The organism is Chryseobacterium sp. A301 (assembly GCF_054489425.1).
In genome coordinates this window covers 11,320-26,009 of the sequence record NZ_JBTMWY010000001.1, presented here as the reverse complement: position 1 = coordinate 26,009, position 14,690 = coordinate 11,320, and the positions used below count along the sequence as shown (strand labels likewise).

The window sequence follows — 14,690 nt, the reverse complement described above, 5'->3', positions numbered from 1 at the left end:
AATGATTAAATTTGCCTAAAGTATTTGCATGAAAAAGCTGGTTTTCTTTTTAGGTTTAAGCCTTATTCTAACCTCTTGCGCTAGGGTAGGCTCCCCCGAAGGAGGAGCGAAGGATTCGCTTGCCCCTCGATTTATGGGGTCTAATATTGACACCACCCGAATCAACGTTCCGACTTCCCTTAAATCACTTCAGCTTGATTTTGATGAATACGTGACGTTAAAGGACGTGCAACGTAACCTTACAATTTCTCCGCCCATTAAGATCAAGAGGATTTTACCCTCGATGTTAGGAAATAAATACGTCCTAATCGAGTGGGAAGAACCTTTGCTAGAAAATACAACTTACAATCTGAATTTTGGAAACGCTATAGCGGACCTAAACGAAGGGAATGTACTTTCCTATTTTAATTATGCATTTTCTACGGGAGATTATTTGGATGAAACCTATATCAGTGGAGAGGTGAAAGATGGGATGCTTAGAACGCGCGAGGAAGACGAACTTCAGCCGACCCGAAAATCAGATTACGTGGTGGGTCTTTATCAAGAAAAAGACTCTATGGACTACCGAGTTAAGCCATACTACATTACCAAAGCGGATCCAGACGGATACTATGAGCTAAACTACCTGACTCCCGGGATCTATCGATTGCTAGCTTTTGAAGATGAGAATCAAAATTCAGTCTTTGACGCAGGAGAAGAAAAGGTCGCTTTTCTAAAAGATACGATTGACTTGAAGCAAAGCATTTCAGGTCTTCCCATTACCCTTTATCCAAGCAAGAAACCCATCCGATACAAAGAGACAAAAGAATCCATTGGTGGATTTACTCTTTTCTTTGAAGGGGAGCCAAGGTCCGTTTCTGTTCAATTGGACGATCGGATAAAGGATTACAAAGTCACCTATAAGCCTTATTCGGATTCGCTCCATGTTTGGTTCGATGCTCGTAAGGAAGACATTGGAATTACGCAAAGTGAAAACATTAAGCTTTCCTATCAGGCAGACGATAAAACCGGGGAAGCCTCCTTATTCTATCGATTGAATCCACAAAATGAAATGACACTTTCCAATGCGAAAGGAAATGTCATTCCACCGAATTCTCCTTTTGAAATTATCTCAAATTATCCGATTGATACTGTGAATTCGCAGAATTGGTCCTTGAAAGTGGACAGCGTGACGACCCTAGAGTTTAAAACACTAATCGATGAGATCGATCCGAAAAAATTAAAGATCGATGCCCACTTTGAGAGCGGAAAAAAATACAGTTTAACCCTTCCAAAAGAAAGTGTAAGTTCTTATTATATTTCCAATGAGAAGGCCTACCAATTTAATTTTGAAGTAGACAAGGAAGAAAATTACGGTACCTTAGTCCTTCAATTGCAGGGCGCACCGCAGTCTAAATTCTGGATTCAGTTTCTAGATCAAAACGAAGTGGTCAAGTTTCAACGTTTGGCAGAAGGCTCCGAGCACCGGTTTACCGAAATACCACCCGCCACGTATCAATTGCGAATTTTAGTGGATCAAAATGGAAATGGAGTTTGGGATGCGGCTGATTTCGCAAACTTTGAATATGCCGAACCGGTTTTTGTATTTCCGAAACGAATTGAGATTCGAGGACTTTGGGAGAACCGAGAAAGTTGGGATTTAACGACCGGATCGACTGAGACCCCGAACATTCAGGCGGATCCTCTCATGGACCTCTCAGTGGAGAAGTCCACTACAGACTCTCTTAAAGTCCCTATCGATTCCTTAGAGCAGAGCGTACAACCCTTATGAAAAAAACTCTACTAAACATTCTTTATTACGGTCTTATTGTCTTTGCACTAATTCAGTTTATTCCGGTCGACCGAACGAACCCTCCCGTAAAGGCTTCGGAAGATTTTGTACACGTTATGAATACCCCTAAGGAAGTTCGTAGCGTTCTTCGTACTTCTTGTTATGATTGTCATTCGAACGAAACCCGCTATCCGAATGTCGCGTACGTGGCTCCTCTTTCTTGGTCTATCAAGCATAATGTGAACAAAGCGAGGACTCACCTTAATTTCTCCACCTGGGAGACGGCTAATCACGATCTCAAAACGGACAGACTCGAAAACTCAATTGAAGTGGTAAAAGCGAGTAAAATGCCTATTGCAGGGTATGTGGCTCAGCATCCTAAGGCCAGACTTGATGCAAGACAAAGAAAATTACTTGTAGATTATTTCCAAGGGATACTTGAACAAACGCCGTAATTGATTTATTTGTACGTGCTGAGAAATTTTTTTTGCGATTCAAAGGCCCACTTAGTGAGGTCTAATTGATTTAGATTCATCCATTCGACGGAATGAATTTCGCCCCGATCGATTGTAATTGGAGGCTTTTCATTGACCCGATACTCTACGAAAAGATCAAGTGTGTGGTAGAGTATCCCTTTGTACGGATACTCGTTGGGTCTAGACTTAAGAATTTTTAGAGAATTTAGTTCCAGTTCGATTTTAAGTTCTTCACGCACTTCACGGGAGCAGGCCTGTTCAGCACTTTCGTTAGGATCGACAAACCCTCCGGGTAAATCGAGCAAACCTTTTCCGGGGTCCAAATTTCTTTTGGTTACTAAAATTTCATCTTCGCAGCGAATAACGACCGCCACGGCGGCCGCACAATTATGATAGAGCGTAAATTGACATTGCGTACAACTCCAACGTTTCTCTCCGTCCCAAGTAAGACTGCTATTTCCACAATTCGGGCAATATTTAAACTCAGTCCCTCCTTTCATGATTTCGCATTTCTAGGATGGAAATTTAAAATCACTTGCCGCAATTCGTCTGTTTTTAGATGGGTGTAAATTCCTGTGGTCGTAATGCTGGAATGACCAAGCATTTCTTGAATAAAACGAAGGTCGGCACCGTTTTGAAGCAGGTGAGTGGCAAAAGAATGTCGAAAGGTGTGAGGGGATATTTTTTTATGAATCCCAGCCTTTTCGGCAAGTTCTTTAATGATGATAAATACAATCACTCTAGACATGGAAGAGCCTCTGCTGTTAAGGAAGAGATGGTCTTCAAATTTTTTATGAATTTTGTACGAAGAGCGCACCTCATGAATGTAATTTTTAATGAGTTTAGCGGTGTACGCTGCCAAGGGAACGAAACGCACTTTGTTTCCTTTTCCCACCACTTTTAGATAGCCTTCTTTAAAGTTAATGGCTGAAATTTTGAGATCAATTAATTCGGAAACGCGAAGGCCACATCCGTACAAAACTTCAATAATGCAATAATTACGCTGTCCAAGTGGAGTTTGTTGTTCCACGGCCTGCATAATTTTTTCTACGTCTTCAAAGCTAAGTGTGTCGGGGAGATAGAGGCCTAGTTTGGGTCCCTCGAGGAGGGTGGCCGGGTTGTCTGATCGAATTTCTTCTTCTAACAAATATTTAAAAAATGCTTTCGTGGAGGACACCCAGCGAGCCTGGGTTCTCTCACTTAATTTTTCTTTTGATAAATGGTACAAAAACTCTTGAAGGTGAGCATACGTGATCGAATCCGGAGTAACTTGGAGCTCGGTCGTGGCAAAATCACTTAGCTTCATTAAATCCCGAAGGTAGGCATCGACTGAATTGTCCGAAAACTGCCTTTCGAATCTTAAAAAATGTTCAAAATCGTTAAGTCTCTCTTCCCACTTCATTTACTCAGATTTAATAATTTCGCTTCGTTCAATTTGTAAAACTTCGACCCCGTGGCTTTTCAAAAAGGAAATGCCTTGATTGTCGGAGTAGGCGTCCATGTAGACCACTCGGGAAATGCCCGACTGCAAGACTAGTTTACTGCATTCTTTGCAAGGAGATAAGGTAATGTAAAGCGTAGCGCCTTTCGCAGACTGGGTAGAACTTGCGAGTTTAAGGATGGCATTCGCCTCGGCATGCAGCACATACCAGTGTGTATTTCCCTCGCAATCTTCGCATTGATTTTCAGACCCCGAGGGTGTGCCGTTATAACCGTCCGAAATGATCATACGGTCCTTCACCACCAATGCACCCACTTTTTTACGTTGGCAATAGGAAAGTTTCGCCCATTCTTGTGCCATTTTAAGGTATGCAAGATCAAATTTGTTATAACTTACCATAGTTTCATTTCTATCCAAAGCTTCCGGTTTGAGAATGTTTAAAATTTAGGTTTTCTTTTCTCTAAAAAGGCACTCACGCCTTCTTTTTTATCGCTCAGTTCAAAGAGTACTCCAAACTGTTCAATTTCATAATCAAATCCCTCTGAGCTGTCCGATAAATTTACCGCTTTAATGGCTCTAGAGATTCCTTGAGGCGAGTTTTTCGCGATCGTCTGTGCAAGTAAGATCGTCTGCGCAAGCAATTCCTCCTGCGAAAAAACCTCATTCACGAGTCCAATTTCTTTTGCTTTTTCTGCGCTCACCATTTTGGCTGAAAAAATAAGTTCATTTGCATGTCCTTTTCCTACTAATTTTGGAAGTCTTTGCGTTCCACCGTATCCAGGAATAAGCCCAAGGGTTACTTCCGGGAGACCTAGTTTTGCATTGGTGGATGCGTATCGAATATGACAGGCCATGGCAAGCTCTAATCCTCCGCCAAGCGCAAAACCATTGACAGCCGCAAGGACGGGTTTGGAAAGATTTTCAATTTTATTGAATAGACGGTCTTGTCCTTTTTGCGCAAGTTCTTGTGCTTGCTTCGTAGTGAAATCACTAAACTCCTTGATGTCCGCTCCGGCGACAAAAGCTTTCTCGCCTTCGCCTGTGAGAATAACGACGCGACAATTCAAATCTTTATCGAGCTCATCCAGTGCAGCCGAAAGTTCTTCAATAGTTTGGGAATTTAGCGCGTTTAGACTTTGTGGGCGAGAGACCGTTAAAAGTGTGTAATGCTCGTTTTTTGATAGTTTTATTGTATCGTACGTACTCATGGAAATTCTGATTTTCGTTTGAACATGCAAATTAGTATTTTTTTCTCATATGAGGTGTGAATTTGCCTTGTAAATGAGCGAAATGAGTCTTTCCATTCCATCATGAATTGAGGGCGATAGCGTAATAAATGTCGAAAATAAAGAGCCTCGAGGGCGAGGCTCGAAGCGCTTCTTTTCGAGCTTAAATTGGGCGTGATTCCATAGAAAACAACTATATTTGCAAGTGCTAAAACATCCACAATGAATATTCAACAGTTAGAGTACCTAATCGCCGTAGATAAGTTTCGACATTTCGGAAAAGCCGCACAGGCGTGTTTTATAACGCAACCTACCTTAAGCGCGATGATTCAAAAGTTCGAAGACGAGTTAGACGTGAAGGTTTTTGACCGAACCACCCATCCTATACGTACGACCGATGTGGGCGTTGAAATCATTGTGCAAGCCAAGAAAGTAATTGATGCAGTCAATGAGCTACGAAGCAAAGCCGATTTATTAAACAATGTGTTAGGAGGGAAAATTACGCTTGGAATTATCCCCACGGTTTCTACCTACATTCTGCCTACAGAAATTTTTGACTTTCTTTCTACCCATGAAAAGATTGAAATGAAAGTGAAAGAAATGACCACGGATGGAATCATTAAAGGATTAAAGTCTGGTGAGTTAGATGCGGGAATTATTTCTACGCCCTACGAAGCTGCAAACGAATTCTATCATGAGTTTCTCTTTAACGAGGAATTAATGGTTTATTCAAGTGATTTGGATTCAAAGGAAGATTCCTTTGTGATTCCAGAGGAACTTGATGTAGAGAAAGTTTGGCTTTTAGAAGAAGGAAACTGTCTTCGAACTCAATTCGAGAACATATGTAAGTTGAAGGAGAACTCACTTAAGCCAAAGAATTTAGACTTCTTAGCCTCTAGCATCAATACTCTAGTGCAGATGGTGGATCGAGTGGGAGGTGTCACGGTGATACCCGAGCTAGCTCAAGGACAATTGTCCAGTGAACAAAAGCAGAAGTTGCATCGATTCAGAAAGCCTTTTCCGTATAGGGAAGTTAGTTTAATTTATTACAAGCCCACGTACAAGCAAAAAATTGTAGATGAGTTAGTCCAAGCGATCAAGTCTTCAGTGGAGCCAAAATTAAACTACAACAATGCGCCAGAAGAATTCGTAGGCATTCGACCTCAGTAAAAGAAAAGCCCGTTAGTTTTTTTGCAGAGTTGGAATATAGTCTGTAAATTTGCCCAGTGAAAGCAGAGGAAAAATTTGTACTGATTGCAACCTCGTAAAAAAATGCTAAAACAGATATTTTTCTATTTTAGTTTCTTTTGCAATTCTGCACTTTTTCTTACGTATAATCTTTAATATAAGAAACTTAATATGCCTTATTTATTTACATCTGAGTCTGTCTCTGAGGGGCATCCAGATAAAATTGCGGACCAAATATCAGACGCCTTGATCGATCATTTTCTAGCCTACGATCCGAGTTCGAAAGTGGCCTGTGAGACCTTAGTGACCACCGGTCAAGTGGTACTTGCCGGCGAAGTAAAATCAAGCACTTATCTTGATGTACAGTCTATCGCAAGAGACGTAATTAACCAAATTGGATACACGAAAGGAGAATATATGTTTGCAGGTGATTCTTGCGGTGTAATCTCCGCGATTCACGATCAATCGCCCGATATTAATCAGGGAGTGGATCGTGTAATTGAGGGTGAAGACTTTGAACTTAGAGCCAATGCGCAAGGTGCAGGAGACCAGGGAATGATGTTTGGGTATGCCACCAACGAAACAGCGCATTATATGCCACTCGCACTCGATTTGGCACACACCATTTTAAGAGAGTTGGCGATCCTTCGTAAGGAGGGAGTGATCCCTTATTTGCGTCCAGATTCAAAATCTCAGGTGACCATTGAATACTCCGACGATCACAAACCGATTCGAATTGATTCGATCGTCGTCTCAACGCAGCACGATGAATTTGGAGCAGACCAAGAAATGCTAGCTAAGATTCGAAAAGACATGATCGATATTTTGATACCGCGCGTGAAAGCAAATCAGAAACTAGCGGTTCAAGATTTATTCAATGACCAGATTAAATACCACATCAATCCTACCGGAAAATTCGTCATTGGAGGACCTCATGGAGATACAGGACTTACGGGTCGAAAAATCATTGTAGATACCTACGGAGGAAAAGGGGCTCACGGTGGAGGAGCTTTCTCAGGAAAGGACCCTTCTAAAGTGGACCGAAGCGCGGCCTATGCCACGCGACACATCGCAAAGAATTTAGTGGCTGCAGGAGTCGCGGACGAGGTTTTAGTACAGGTGTCTTATGCCATTGGAATTGCAGAGCCATGTGGTCTAAACATTACAACGAATGGAACGAGCAAGGTGGGACTAAGTGACAGCGAAATTGCGGCGAAAGTTCTTGAACTTTTTGATTTACGCCCTTATGCGATTGAGCAAAACTTAAAACTAAGAAATCCTATCTACCAAGAAACGGCGGCCTATGGCCACATGGGAAGAGAGCATTATATTGGAAACAAAACTTTCAACAAAGGAAAAAGCAACGAGCTTACCCTGGAAGGTCTGGAATTCTTTACTTGGGAAAAATTAGACCGCCAAGACGATATCAAAGCAAAATTTGGACTTTAGTCTAGTCTTTTTATCAAAATACTAATTGCAGCCTTCGAGAGTCTTTTCGAAGGCTGTTATTTCATAAGAGACTTCAGATAACTTTTTCTAAATTTGCTTAAATATATTTCCGAATGAAACGAGTGCTTTCCCTATTGTTTTTCGTGTTGCTTCTAAGCCCAATTGCAGCGCAACTTACGGTTCATAAAATGGCCCATGTGGGTTACGTATACCAAAACCAGAGTTTTGGAGAAGTAGGACTACGAGCCCTTATGTTAAGTAACGACGATGTACTTTACCGAGTGGGTGGATCTGCTCTAATCGGAGCTCATGAGGGAGAGGTGAAGGTTCTGCCTAAGTTGCAAACAGACGTTTTGCTTAATTTTCAAAAGGGAGTTGACTTTTACCATTCGTACTATTTTCTAGCCGGAGCAGAGTTTACCACAAAGTACATTGCTCCTAAAGTGGGATTTTCGCTTTTTGGGATTCTAGATCTTTCTGCGGGGTATGGATTTTCAATTGATGACAAGGGACTGGACGGCAAAAAGTTGGAAGGGCTAAATATTAACGTGGCGCTGAACTTACCTTTTGTAATGATAGGAGAGCTCCTTAATTAAGCACGAATTCTACTTTTCAACTCATTTCCTAACTTCGAGTGGTACCCTGCTTCTTCTACTTTCAAACAAGGGAACGTACATCTGCTTATTTTTATAAATTCATTCACGGTAAATCGTAGAGATTGAATCCTCAATCTTTTCGTTACGAATTGATTTTTAGTAAATTTGGACCTATGATTAACCATCTTTTTTTTGATCTAGACAACACCCTTTGGGACCATCGAAAGAATGCCGAATTGACTTTGGTGGGTCTATTTAAACAGGAGAATATTCAGCAGAAATACGGACTTCAATTTGACGAATTCTATAAAGAGTATTATACGGTAAATGAAGATTTATGGGCTAAGATCCGTAATGGAAGCATTGACAAAGCTTATTTAAGAAGCCATCGGTTTTTGGATACCTTTCGTGCTTTTGAAATTGACAATGCACCTCTAGCCGCCCTTTTCGAGAGTCGTTTTCTTGATGAGATTTTGCAGTACAACGAACTGGTTCCTGGAACCTTTGAACTACTCGAATACCTAAGCGAAAAGAAGTATACGATGCATATTCTATCGAATGGGTTTGAGGAAGTGACGGCTCGCAAATGCGAACTCTCAGGAATTAAATCTTATTTTAAGACCATTACGAGCGCGGATGAAATTGATATTAGAAAGCCAGACCCAAAACTTTTCCAATGGGCTTTCGAGAAGACGGACGCTAGAGTAGAGAATTCTATTTACATTGGAGACGATTGGATTGCAGACGTGGAGGGAGCGCTTAATTTTGGTATGCGTGCCATTTTCTTAGATGTTTTTGAAGACCGGTACACAGCGCCTGGAGTGGAGGTTGTTCGCTCTTTGCATGAAATCAAGGACCTTTTGTAGAGAGGCAAAATTTCACTAAAATTTTTAAAAATAAAATCCGCCTTTTTGCGGGTAAAAAGACGGATTTAAATACTAGAGTTTTGGCTATACGCCTAAACTTTCTCGAACTCTTTGCAGGGTTTCGTTTGCCACTGCTTTGGTTTTTTCAGCTCCTTTCAAAAGAATTTCGTCTAATTCTTCTAAGTGATTCATGTAATAATGAAACTTTTCTCGTTCTTGCTCGTAAGAAGTAAGGATAAGATTTAACAGTTCTTTCTTCGCGTGACCATAGCCGTAATTCCCAGCAAGGTATTTTGCACGGAGATCGTCGCTCTGCTCATTTGTCGCAATCAATTCGTATATCGCAAAGACTTTATCCGTGTCTGGATCCTTTGGATCTTCAAGCGGCGTGGAGTCCGTCTCAATGGACATGATTTGCTTTTTCAGCTCTTTTTCTGGTAAGAAGATGTTGATGATGTTTCCTCTTGATTTTGACATTTTATGTCCGTCTGTTCCCGGAACATATTTTGTGTTTTCTTGTAGCTCTGCTTTGGGAAGAACAAAGACCTCTCCCATTTGATTGTTGAATCTTGCGCCCATATCACGAGCCATTTCTAAATGCTGTAATTGGTCTTTTCCTACCGGAACAATTTCTGCATCGTAGAGTAAAATATCAGCCGCCATTAATACAGGATAGGTAAAGAGTCCGACGTTGACATCTTGAACTCGATCCGCTTTGTCTTTGAACGAATGCGCTAGAGTGAGTCTTTGGTAAGGAAAAAAGCAGGATAGGTGCCAAGCGAGTTCCGTCGCTTGAGGTACATCACTTTGGCGGTAGAAATGAGTCCGGTTGGGATCAAGTCCACAGGCAAGCCATGCGGCTGCAATTTCGTAGGTGTTTTGGCGAAGAACTTCCGCGTCTTTAATAAACGTTAGGGAGTGCAAATTCGCAATGAAAAGGAAAGAGTCGTTTTGTGGGTTTTTCGAGAGTTCAATGGCAGGAAAAATTGCGCCCAAAAGATTGCCTAAATGGGGGGTTCCTGTCGCTTGAATTCCAGTGAGTATTCTTGACATTTTATTATTTATTCAAAGGGACTAAATCGTAAAAATAGTTATTTAGGGAGTGATTTCCTAGAAATCCATTCCGTTTGGAAATGCTTTTTTACGGAAGGTTAACAAAAGAAGTGCACCAAGCGTAATAGCGGAATCGGCCACATTGAAAATGTATTTAAAAAATTCAATCTGTTTTCCTCCAATCAGCGGCCAGCTTTCGGGAACGTGCCAATCGACAAGGGGAAAGTGAAACATATCCACGACACACCCTTTCATGAAGGAAGAATATCCCTGTCCAAAAGGTACGGTTTCAGAGACGCCACCGTAATCAATCCATCTCTCAATACTAGTGTCGTATACCGTGCCACTGTCGAAGATCATTCCGTAAAACATTCCGTCGATTAAGTTTCCGATTGCACCCGCAAAAATCATTGCCATCGGGATGAGTAGGTAATTGGAATTCATTCCCTGTTTGATCCACTTACTAAAGAGATAGACCATACCTCCGATTAAAAAGAGACGTACAATGACAAGAAAGTATTTCCCAAGGAGTCCTCCAAAGTGAAAACCATAGGCCATACCCGGATTTTCTACAAAGGTAATTCGAAACCATTCGAGCCCTAGAACAGGACTGCTTTCTCCAAGTTGGAAATTAGTTTTGATATAAAACTTTGAAACTTGGTCAATGACCAAAATAATCAAAGTGATCAGTGCGATTTTTTTCATAATGAGTTTGAATGCGTATTTCTGTAAAACCTGGAAATAGTCCAGGTTTTTACAGAATGAAATTTTAGCGCTGCATGTTTTTCGCTTCAATACTCAATGTAGCATGCGGTACCGCTCTTAAGCGATCTTTTGGAATTAATTTTCCAGTCACGCGGCATACCCCGTAGGTTTTGTTTTCAATACGAATCAGCGCGTGCTTTAAATCACGGATGAATTTTTCTTGACGTCCGGCCAGAATTGCATTCTGCTCCTTGCTTAAGGTTTCCGCTCCCTCTTCAAATGCTTTGAAAGTAGGAGAGGTGTCATCCGTCCCGTTGTTCTGATCGTTGATAAAGCTCTCGTTGATAAGTCCTAAGTCTTTTTCTGCTTTATTTATTTTTGCGACAATGAGTTCTTTGAATTCTTTCAAATCTGCATCGCTGTAGCGTTGTCTTTCTTCTGCCATGGTTGCTTGATTTTTTTGTTAATAGGATGTTCTTTCCAAAAGACATCCCGCAATTATCCTTTTAATTTTTCCACTTCAACTTGAAATTGAATTTCGTCGATTTCAATTTGCTCAAAAATTGAGAGTGAATTTACAAATTCTATTTTATCCGACAATACTTCGGCGGAAATATATTCTGAGTTCGCCTGAAGCTCGCTCGTGAAAGGGCCGTCGGCTTTTAATTTTACAGAAATTCTATCCGTAAGATCAAAGTTTTTATCCTTCCTGATGTTCTGAATGCGGTTAATGAACTCCCTAGCAATACCTTCGGCCTTCAACTGCTCTGTTAGGGTTAAGTCTAGAGCGACTGTCAATTTCGCATCACTAGTAACGGTCCAGCCCGGAATGTCTTTGGTGGAAATTTCCACATCCTCAAGGTTGATTTCGTATCCTGAAACTAAAGTTTTTCCTTCGGTCTCAAGGGTCTGAATCTGCTCAGAGGTGAAGTCTTGAATTTCTTGTCCTACCTTTTTCATATCCTTTCCTAATTTAGGGCCTAAGGTTTTGAAATTAGGTTTAATCTGTTTGACAATGAGTTCGCCCGCCTCCTTCGGATCTATAAGTTCAAGCTCCTTGACGTTTACTTCCTGTTTGATTAGGTCGCTAACTGCTAAGATTTGAGATTTTGTTTTCGAATCCAAAACTGGAATCATCACCTTGGTTAGCGGTTGACGCACCTTTATGTTTTCCTTCTTACGAAGGGAGAATACCATTGAGGTAATGTTTTGGGCCAAATGTGTCTTTTCCACTAGATCCTGTTCCACTAAACTCGAATCGTATACCGGGAAATCCGTAAGGTGAATAGACTGCGCCTGATTTTTCCCTGTGACCTTGTTGAGGTCACGGTAAAGTCTGTCCATAAAGAAAGGAGAGATGGGTGCTGATAATTTAGCTACTGTTTCAAGACAAGTATAAAGGGTTTGGTAGGCTGAAATTTTATCGTTTGAATACTCACCTTTCCAGAAACGACGACGGCAAAGTCTTACATACCAGTTGCTTAAGTTATCGTTGACAAACGTGTTGATTGCACGCGCCACTTTGGTCGGTTCGTAATCTTCGTAGTAGGACTTCACGTCTTTGATCAGAAGGTGAAGTTCAGATAAGATCCATCGATCAATCTCTGGACGGTCTGTGATTTCTTGTTCGCTATACTGAAATTTGTCTACATTGGCGTAGAGAGCAAAGAAGGAGTATGTATTGTAAAGAGTTCCAAAGAACTTACGTCTTACTTCTTCAATACCTTGAGGGTCGAATTTCAGATTTTCCCAAGGATTTGCATTGGAGATCATGTACCAACGCGTCGCATCGGGACCAAAATCTTCTAACGTTTTGAAAGGATCTACTCCATTGCCTAAACGTTTTGACATTTTTTGACCGTTTTTGTCGAGTACGAGTCCGTTTGATACAACGTTTTTATAGGCTACACTATCAAAGACTGCGGTGGAAATAGCGTGAAGTGTATAGAACCAACCTCGCGTTTGGTCTACGCCTTCTGCAATAAAATCAGCAGGGAATGCTTTTCTTTCGTCGATAAGCTCCCGGTTTTCAAAAGGGTAGTGCAATTGCGCATACGGCATAGAACCTGAGTCAAACCAAACATCAATCAGATCGCTTTCCCTTTTCATAGGGCTTCCACTTTCTGAAACAAGCGTAATTTGATCCACGTAATTTTTATGAAGATCTACTTTCAGGTAATTTTCTTCACTCATATCCCCAGAAACAAATTGACCCAGCGGATTCTCATTCATGAATCCTGCAGCAACGGATTTGTCGATTTCCTGTTTTAGTTCCTCAATGGAACCGATGATTTTTTCTTCTTTGGAATCCTCCGTTCTCCAGATAGGAAGCGGAATGCCCCAATAGCGAGAACGAGAAAGGTTCCAATCGTTCACGTTTTCTAACCAGTTTGCGAAACGTCCTTCTCCTGTACTCTTGGGTTTCCAATTGATTTGTGTATTTAATTCGACTAAACGCTCTTTCACAGCTGTCATTTTTACAAACCAAGAATCGAGTGGATAGTAGAGTACCGGTTTATCCGTTCTCCAACAGTGTGGGTAACTGTGGGTGTATTTTTCTACTTTGAACGCTTTGTTTTCTGTCTTAAGTAAAATGGCAAGTTCCACGTCCCAAGATTTTTCGGGCGCCTGGTTTTCATCGTAATACTCATTCTTAATGTATTTGCCTGCAAATACTTCAGGAACTTTAACTCCCTTTACAAAACGGCCTTGCAAGTCCACGAGCGGAACTAAATTGTCGTTTGTATCTCGAATAAGCATCGGTGGGATGCCATTTTGTTTTGCGACACGGCTATCGTCCGCACCAAAGGTAGGCGCGATATGCACGATTCCGGTACCGTCTTCCGTGGTTACGAAATCACCTTCAATAACTCGAAAGGCATCCTCAGGGTCATTTTCGGGACGGAACCAGGGGATGAGCTGGTGATAGCTTGTTCCAAGTAGGTCTTTCCCTTTGAACTCTGCCGAAATATGGAACGGGATGATTTTGTCCTCGCTCTTGTAGGCTTCAAGTTCTTCTAAGGAAGATTCCTTGAATTTTTTTCCTAAGTTTTTGGCAAGTAGAGATTTTGCCACAATAACCGTCAGGGGTTCGAAAGTATATTGATTAAAGGTTCTTACCAGTAAATAATCGATCTCCTTTCCTACGGCTAAAGCCGTGTTCGAAGGGAGTGTCCAAGGAGTGGTCGTCCAGGCCAGGATGTCTATGGGAGTCTCTTTTTGTAAATGGGAGAGACTTTCACTCAACTGTTTGACTCGGAACTGAGCCACAATCGTGGTGTCCGAGACATCCCTATAGGTTCCCGGTTGATTTAACTCATGGGAAGAAAGCCCCGTTCCTGCCTTAGGCGAATAGGGTTGAATGGTGTACCCTTTGTAAAGTAGGTCCTTGGAATATATGTTTTTAAGTAACCACCAAACGGTTTCCATGTATTTAGAGGTGTACGTGATATAAGGATCCTCCAAATCGACCCAATAGCCGATTTTTTGAGTCAAGTCATTCCATACATCCGTATAGCGCATCACCGCTTTTCGACAAGCCTCGTTGTAGTCTTCTACTGAGATTTTGACTCCAATATCTTCTTTGGTAATTCCAAGTTCTTTTTCTACACCAAGTTCAATCGGAAGTCCATGGGTGTCCCATCCCGCCTTTCGAAAGACTTTTTTGCCATTTTGCGTTTGAAAGCGGCAGAAAATATCTTTGATGGTTCTAGCCATGACATGGTGAATGCCGGGCAACCCATTGGCGGAGGGAGGACCTTCGTAAAATACAAATTCGGGTTGTCCGTCACGAATTTCAACCGATTTTTTGAACGTTTGCTCCTGGTCCCATGATTCTAAAATTCCACTTGCGATGGAAGTTAAATCAAGATTTTTATATTCGTTAAACTTCTTCATTGTCAATATTATCTGCATTGAA

General features: G+C 41.4%; 14 protein-coding genes. 6 read left to right on the top strand and 8 right to left on the bottom strand.

Annotation, left to right across the window (positions count from 1 at the left end):
• Positions 1 to 28: 28 nt before the first annotated feature.
• Positions 29 to 1,771, top strand: coding sequence for an Ig-like domain-containing domain (locus ACX3PU_RS00115; protein ID WP_459082571.1), 1,743 nt, complete (start codon positions 29 to 31; stop codon positions 1,769 to 1,771).
• Positions 1,768 to 2,226, top strand: coding sequence for a heme-binding domain-containing protein (locus ACX3PU_RS00110; RefSeq protein ID WP_459082569.1), 459 nt, complete (start codon positions 1,768 to 1,770; stop codon positions 2,224 to 2,226). The genes ACX3PU_RS00115 and ACX3PU_RS00110 overlap by 4 nt, the downstream gene beginning before the upstream one ends.
• 5 nt (positions 2,227 to 2,231) lie before the next feature.
• Here the strand turns inward: ACX3PU_RS00110 and ACX3PU_RS00105 are convergent, their stop codons facing one another.
• Genes ACX3PU_RS00105 through ACX3PU_RS00090 form a run of 4 tightly spaced genes read right to left on the bottom strand, consistent with a single transcriptional unit; the run spans position 2,232 to position 4,896 of the window.
• The gene (locus ACX3PU_RS00105; RefSeq protein ID WP_459082567.1) at positions 2,232 to 2,747 is read right to left on the bottom strand and encodes an NUDIX hydrolase; all 516 of its coding nucleotides are present in this window, start codon (positions 2,745 to 2,747) and stop codon (positions 2,232 to 2,234) included.
• The gene (gene xerD / locus ACX3PU_RS00100) at positions 2,744 to 3,649 is read right to left on the bottom strand and encodes a site-specific tyrosine recombinase XerD (RefSeq protein WP_459082565.1); all 906 of its coding nucleotides are present in this window, start codon (positions 3,647 to 3,649) and stop codon (positions 2,744 to 2,746) included. The genes ACX3PU_RS00105 and xerD overlap by 4 nt, the downstream gene beginning before the upstream one ends.
• The gene (locus ACX3PU_RS00095) at positions 3,650 to 4,087 is read right to left on the bottom strand and encodes a deoxycytidylate deaminase (RefSeq protein ID WP_459082563.1); all 438 of its coding nucleotides are present in this window, start codon (positions 4,085 to 4,087) and stop codon (positions 3,650 to 3,652) included.
• A 38-nt stretch (positions 4,088 to 4,125) separates the two neighbouring features.
• Positions 4,126 to 4,896: an enoyl-CoA hydratase-related protein gene (locus tag ACX3PU_RS00090; protein WP_459082561.1), complete on the bottom strand. Its 771-nt coding sequence runs from the start codon at positions 4,894 to 4,896 to the stop codon at positions 4,126 to 4,128.
• A gap of 240 nt (positions 4,897 to 5,136) precedes the next feature.
• Between ACX3PU_RS00090 and ACX3PU_RS00085 the strand changes: the two genes are divergently transcribed.
• From ACX3PU_RS00085 to ACX3PU_RS00070, 4 genes are all read left to right on the top strand, one after another.
• Positions 5,137 to 6,084, top strand: a complete 948-nt coding sequence (locus tag ACX3PU_RS00085) for a hydrogen peroxide-inducible genes activator (protein ID WP_459082559.1) — start codon at positions 5,137 to 5,139, stop codon at positions 6,082 to 6,084.
• Between the two features lie 189 nt (positions 6,085 to 6,273).
• Positions 6,274 to 7,551 carry a methionine adenosyltransferase gene (metK, locus tag ACX3PU_RS00080; RefSeq protein WP_459082557.1) on the top strand — a complete coding sequence of 426 codons (1,278 nt, stop codon included), beginning with the start codon at positions 6,274 to 6,276 and terminating at the stop codon, positions 7,549 to 7,551.
• 113 nt (positions 7,552 to 7,664) lie between these two features.
• The gene (locus ACX3PU_RS00075; protein WP_459082555.1) at positions 7,665 to 8,147 is read left to right on the top strand and encodes a hypothetical protein; all 483 of its coding nucleotides are present in this window, start codon (positions 7,665 to 7,667) and stop codon (positions 8,145 to 8,147) included.
• A 173-nt stretch (positions 8,148 to 8,320) separates the two neighbouring features.
• A complete protein-coding gene (locus tag ACX3PU_RS00070; RefSeq protein ID WP_459082553.1) occupies positions 8,321 to 9,013 on the top strand; it encodes a YjjG family noncanonical pyrimidine nucleotidase in 693 nt (230 codons plus the stop codon).
• Between the two features lie 84 nt (positions 9,014 to 9,097).
• Here the strand turns inward: ACX3PU_RS00070 and trpS are convergent, their stop codons facing one another.
• From trpS to ileS, 4 genes are all read right to left on the bottom strand, one after another.
• On the bottom strand, positions 9,098 to 10,066 hold the full coding sequence (gene trpS / locus ACX3PU_RS00065) for a tryptophan--tRNA ligase (protein WP_459082551.1): 969 nt from the start codon (positions 10,064 to 10,066) through the stop codon (positions 9,098 to 9,100).
• A 57-nt stretch (positions 10,067 to 10,123) separates the two neighbouring features.
• A complete protein-coding gene (locus ACX3PU_RS00060) occupies positions 10,124 to 10,771 on the bottom strand; it encodes a lipoprotein signal peptidase (RefSeq protein ID WP_459082549.1) in 648 nt (215 codons plus the stop codon).
• A 64-nt stretch (positions 10,772 to 10,835) separates the two neighbouring features.
• The gene (locus ACX3PU_RS00055; protein WP_459082547.1) at positions 10,836 to 11,216 is read right to left on the bottom strand and encodes a TraR/DksA family transcriptional regulator; all 381 of its coding nucleotides are present in this window, start codon (positions 11,214 to 11,216) and stop codon (positions 10,836 to 10,838) included.
• Positions 11,217 to 11,269: 53 nt separating this feature from the next.
• Positions 11,270 to 14,668, bottom strand: a complete 3,399-nt coding sequence (ileS, locus tag ACX3PU_RS00050; RefSeq protein ID WP_459082545.1) for an isoleucine--tRNA ligase — start codon at positions 14,666 to 14,668, stop codon at positions 11,270 to 11,272.
• Between the last annotated feature and the right edge of the window lie 22 nt (positions 14,669 to 14,690).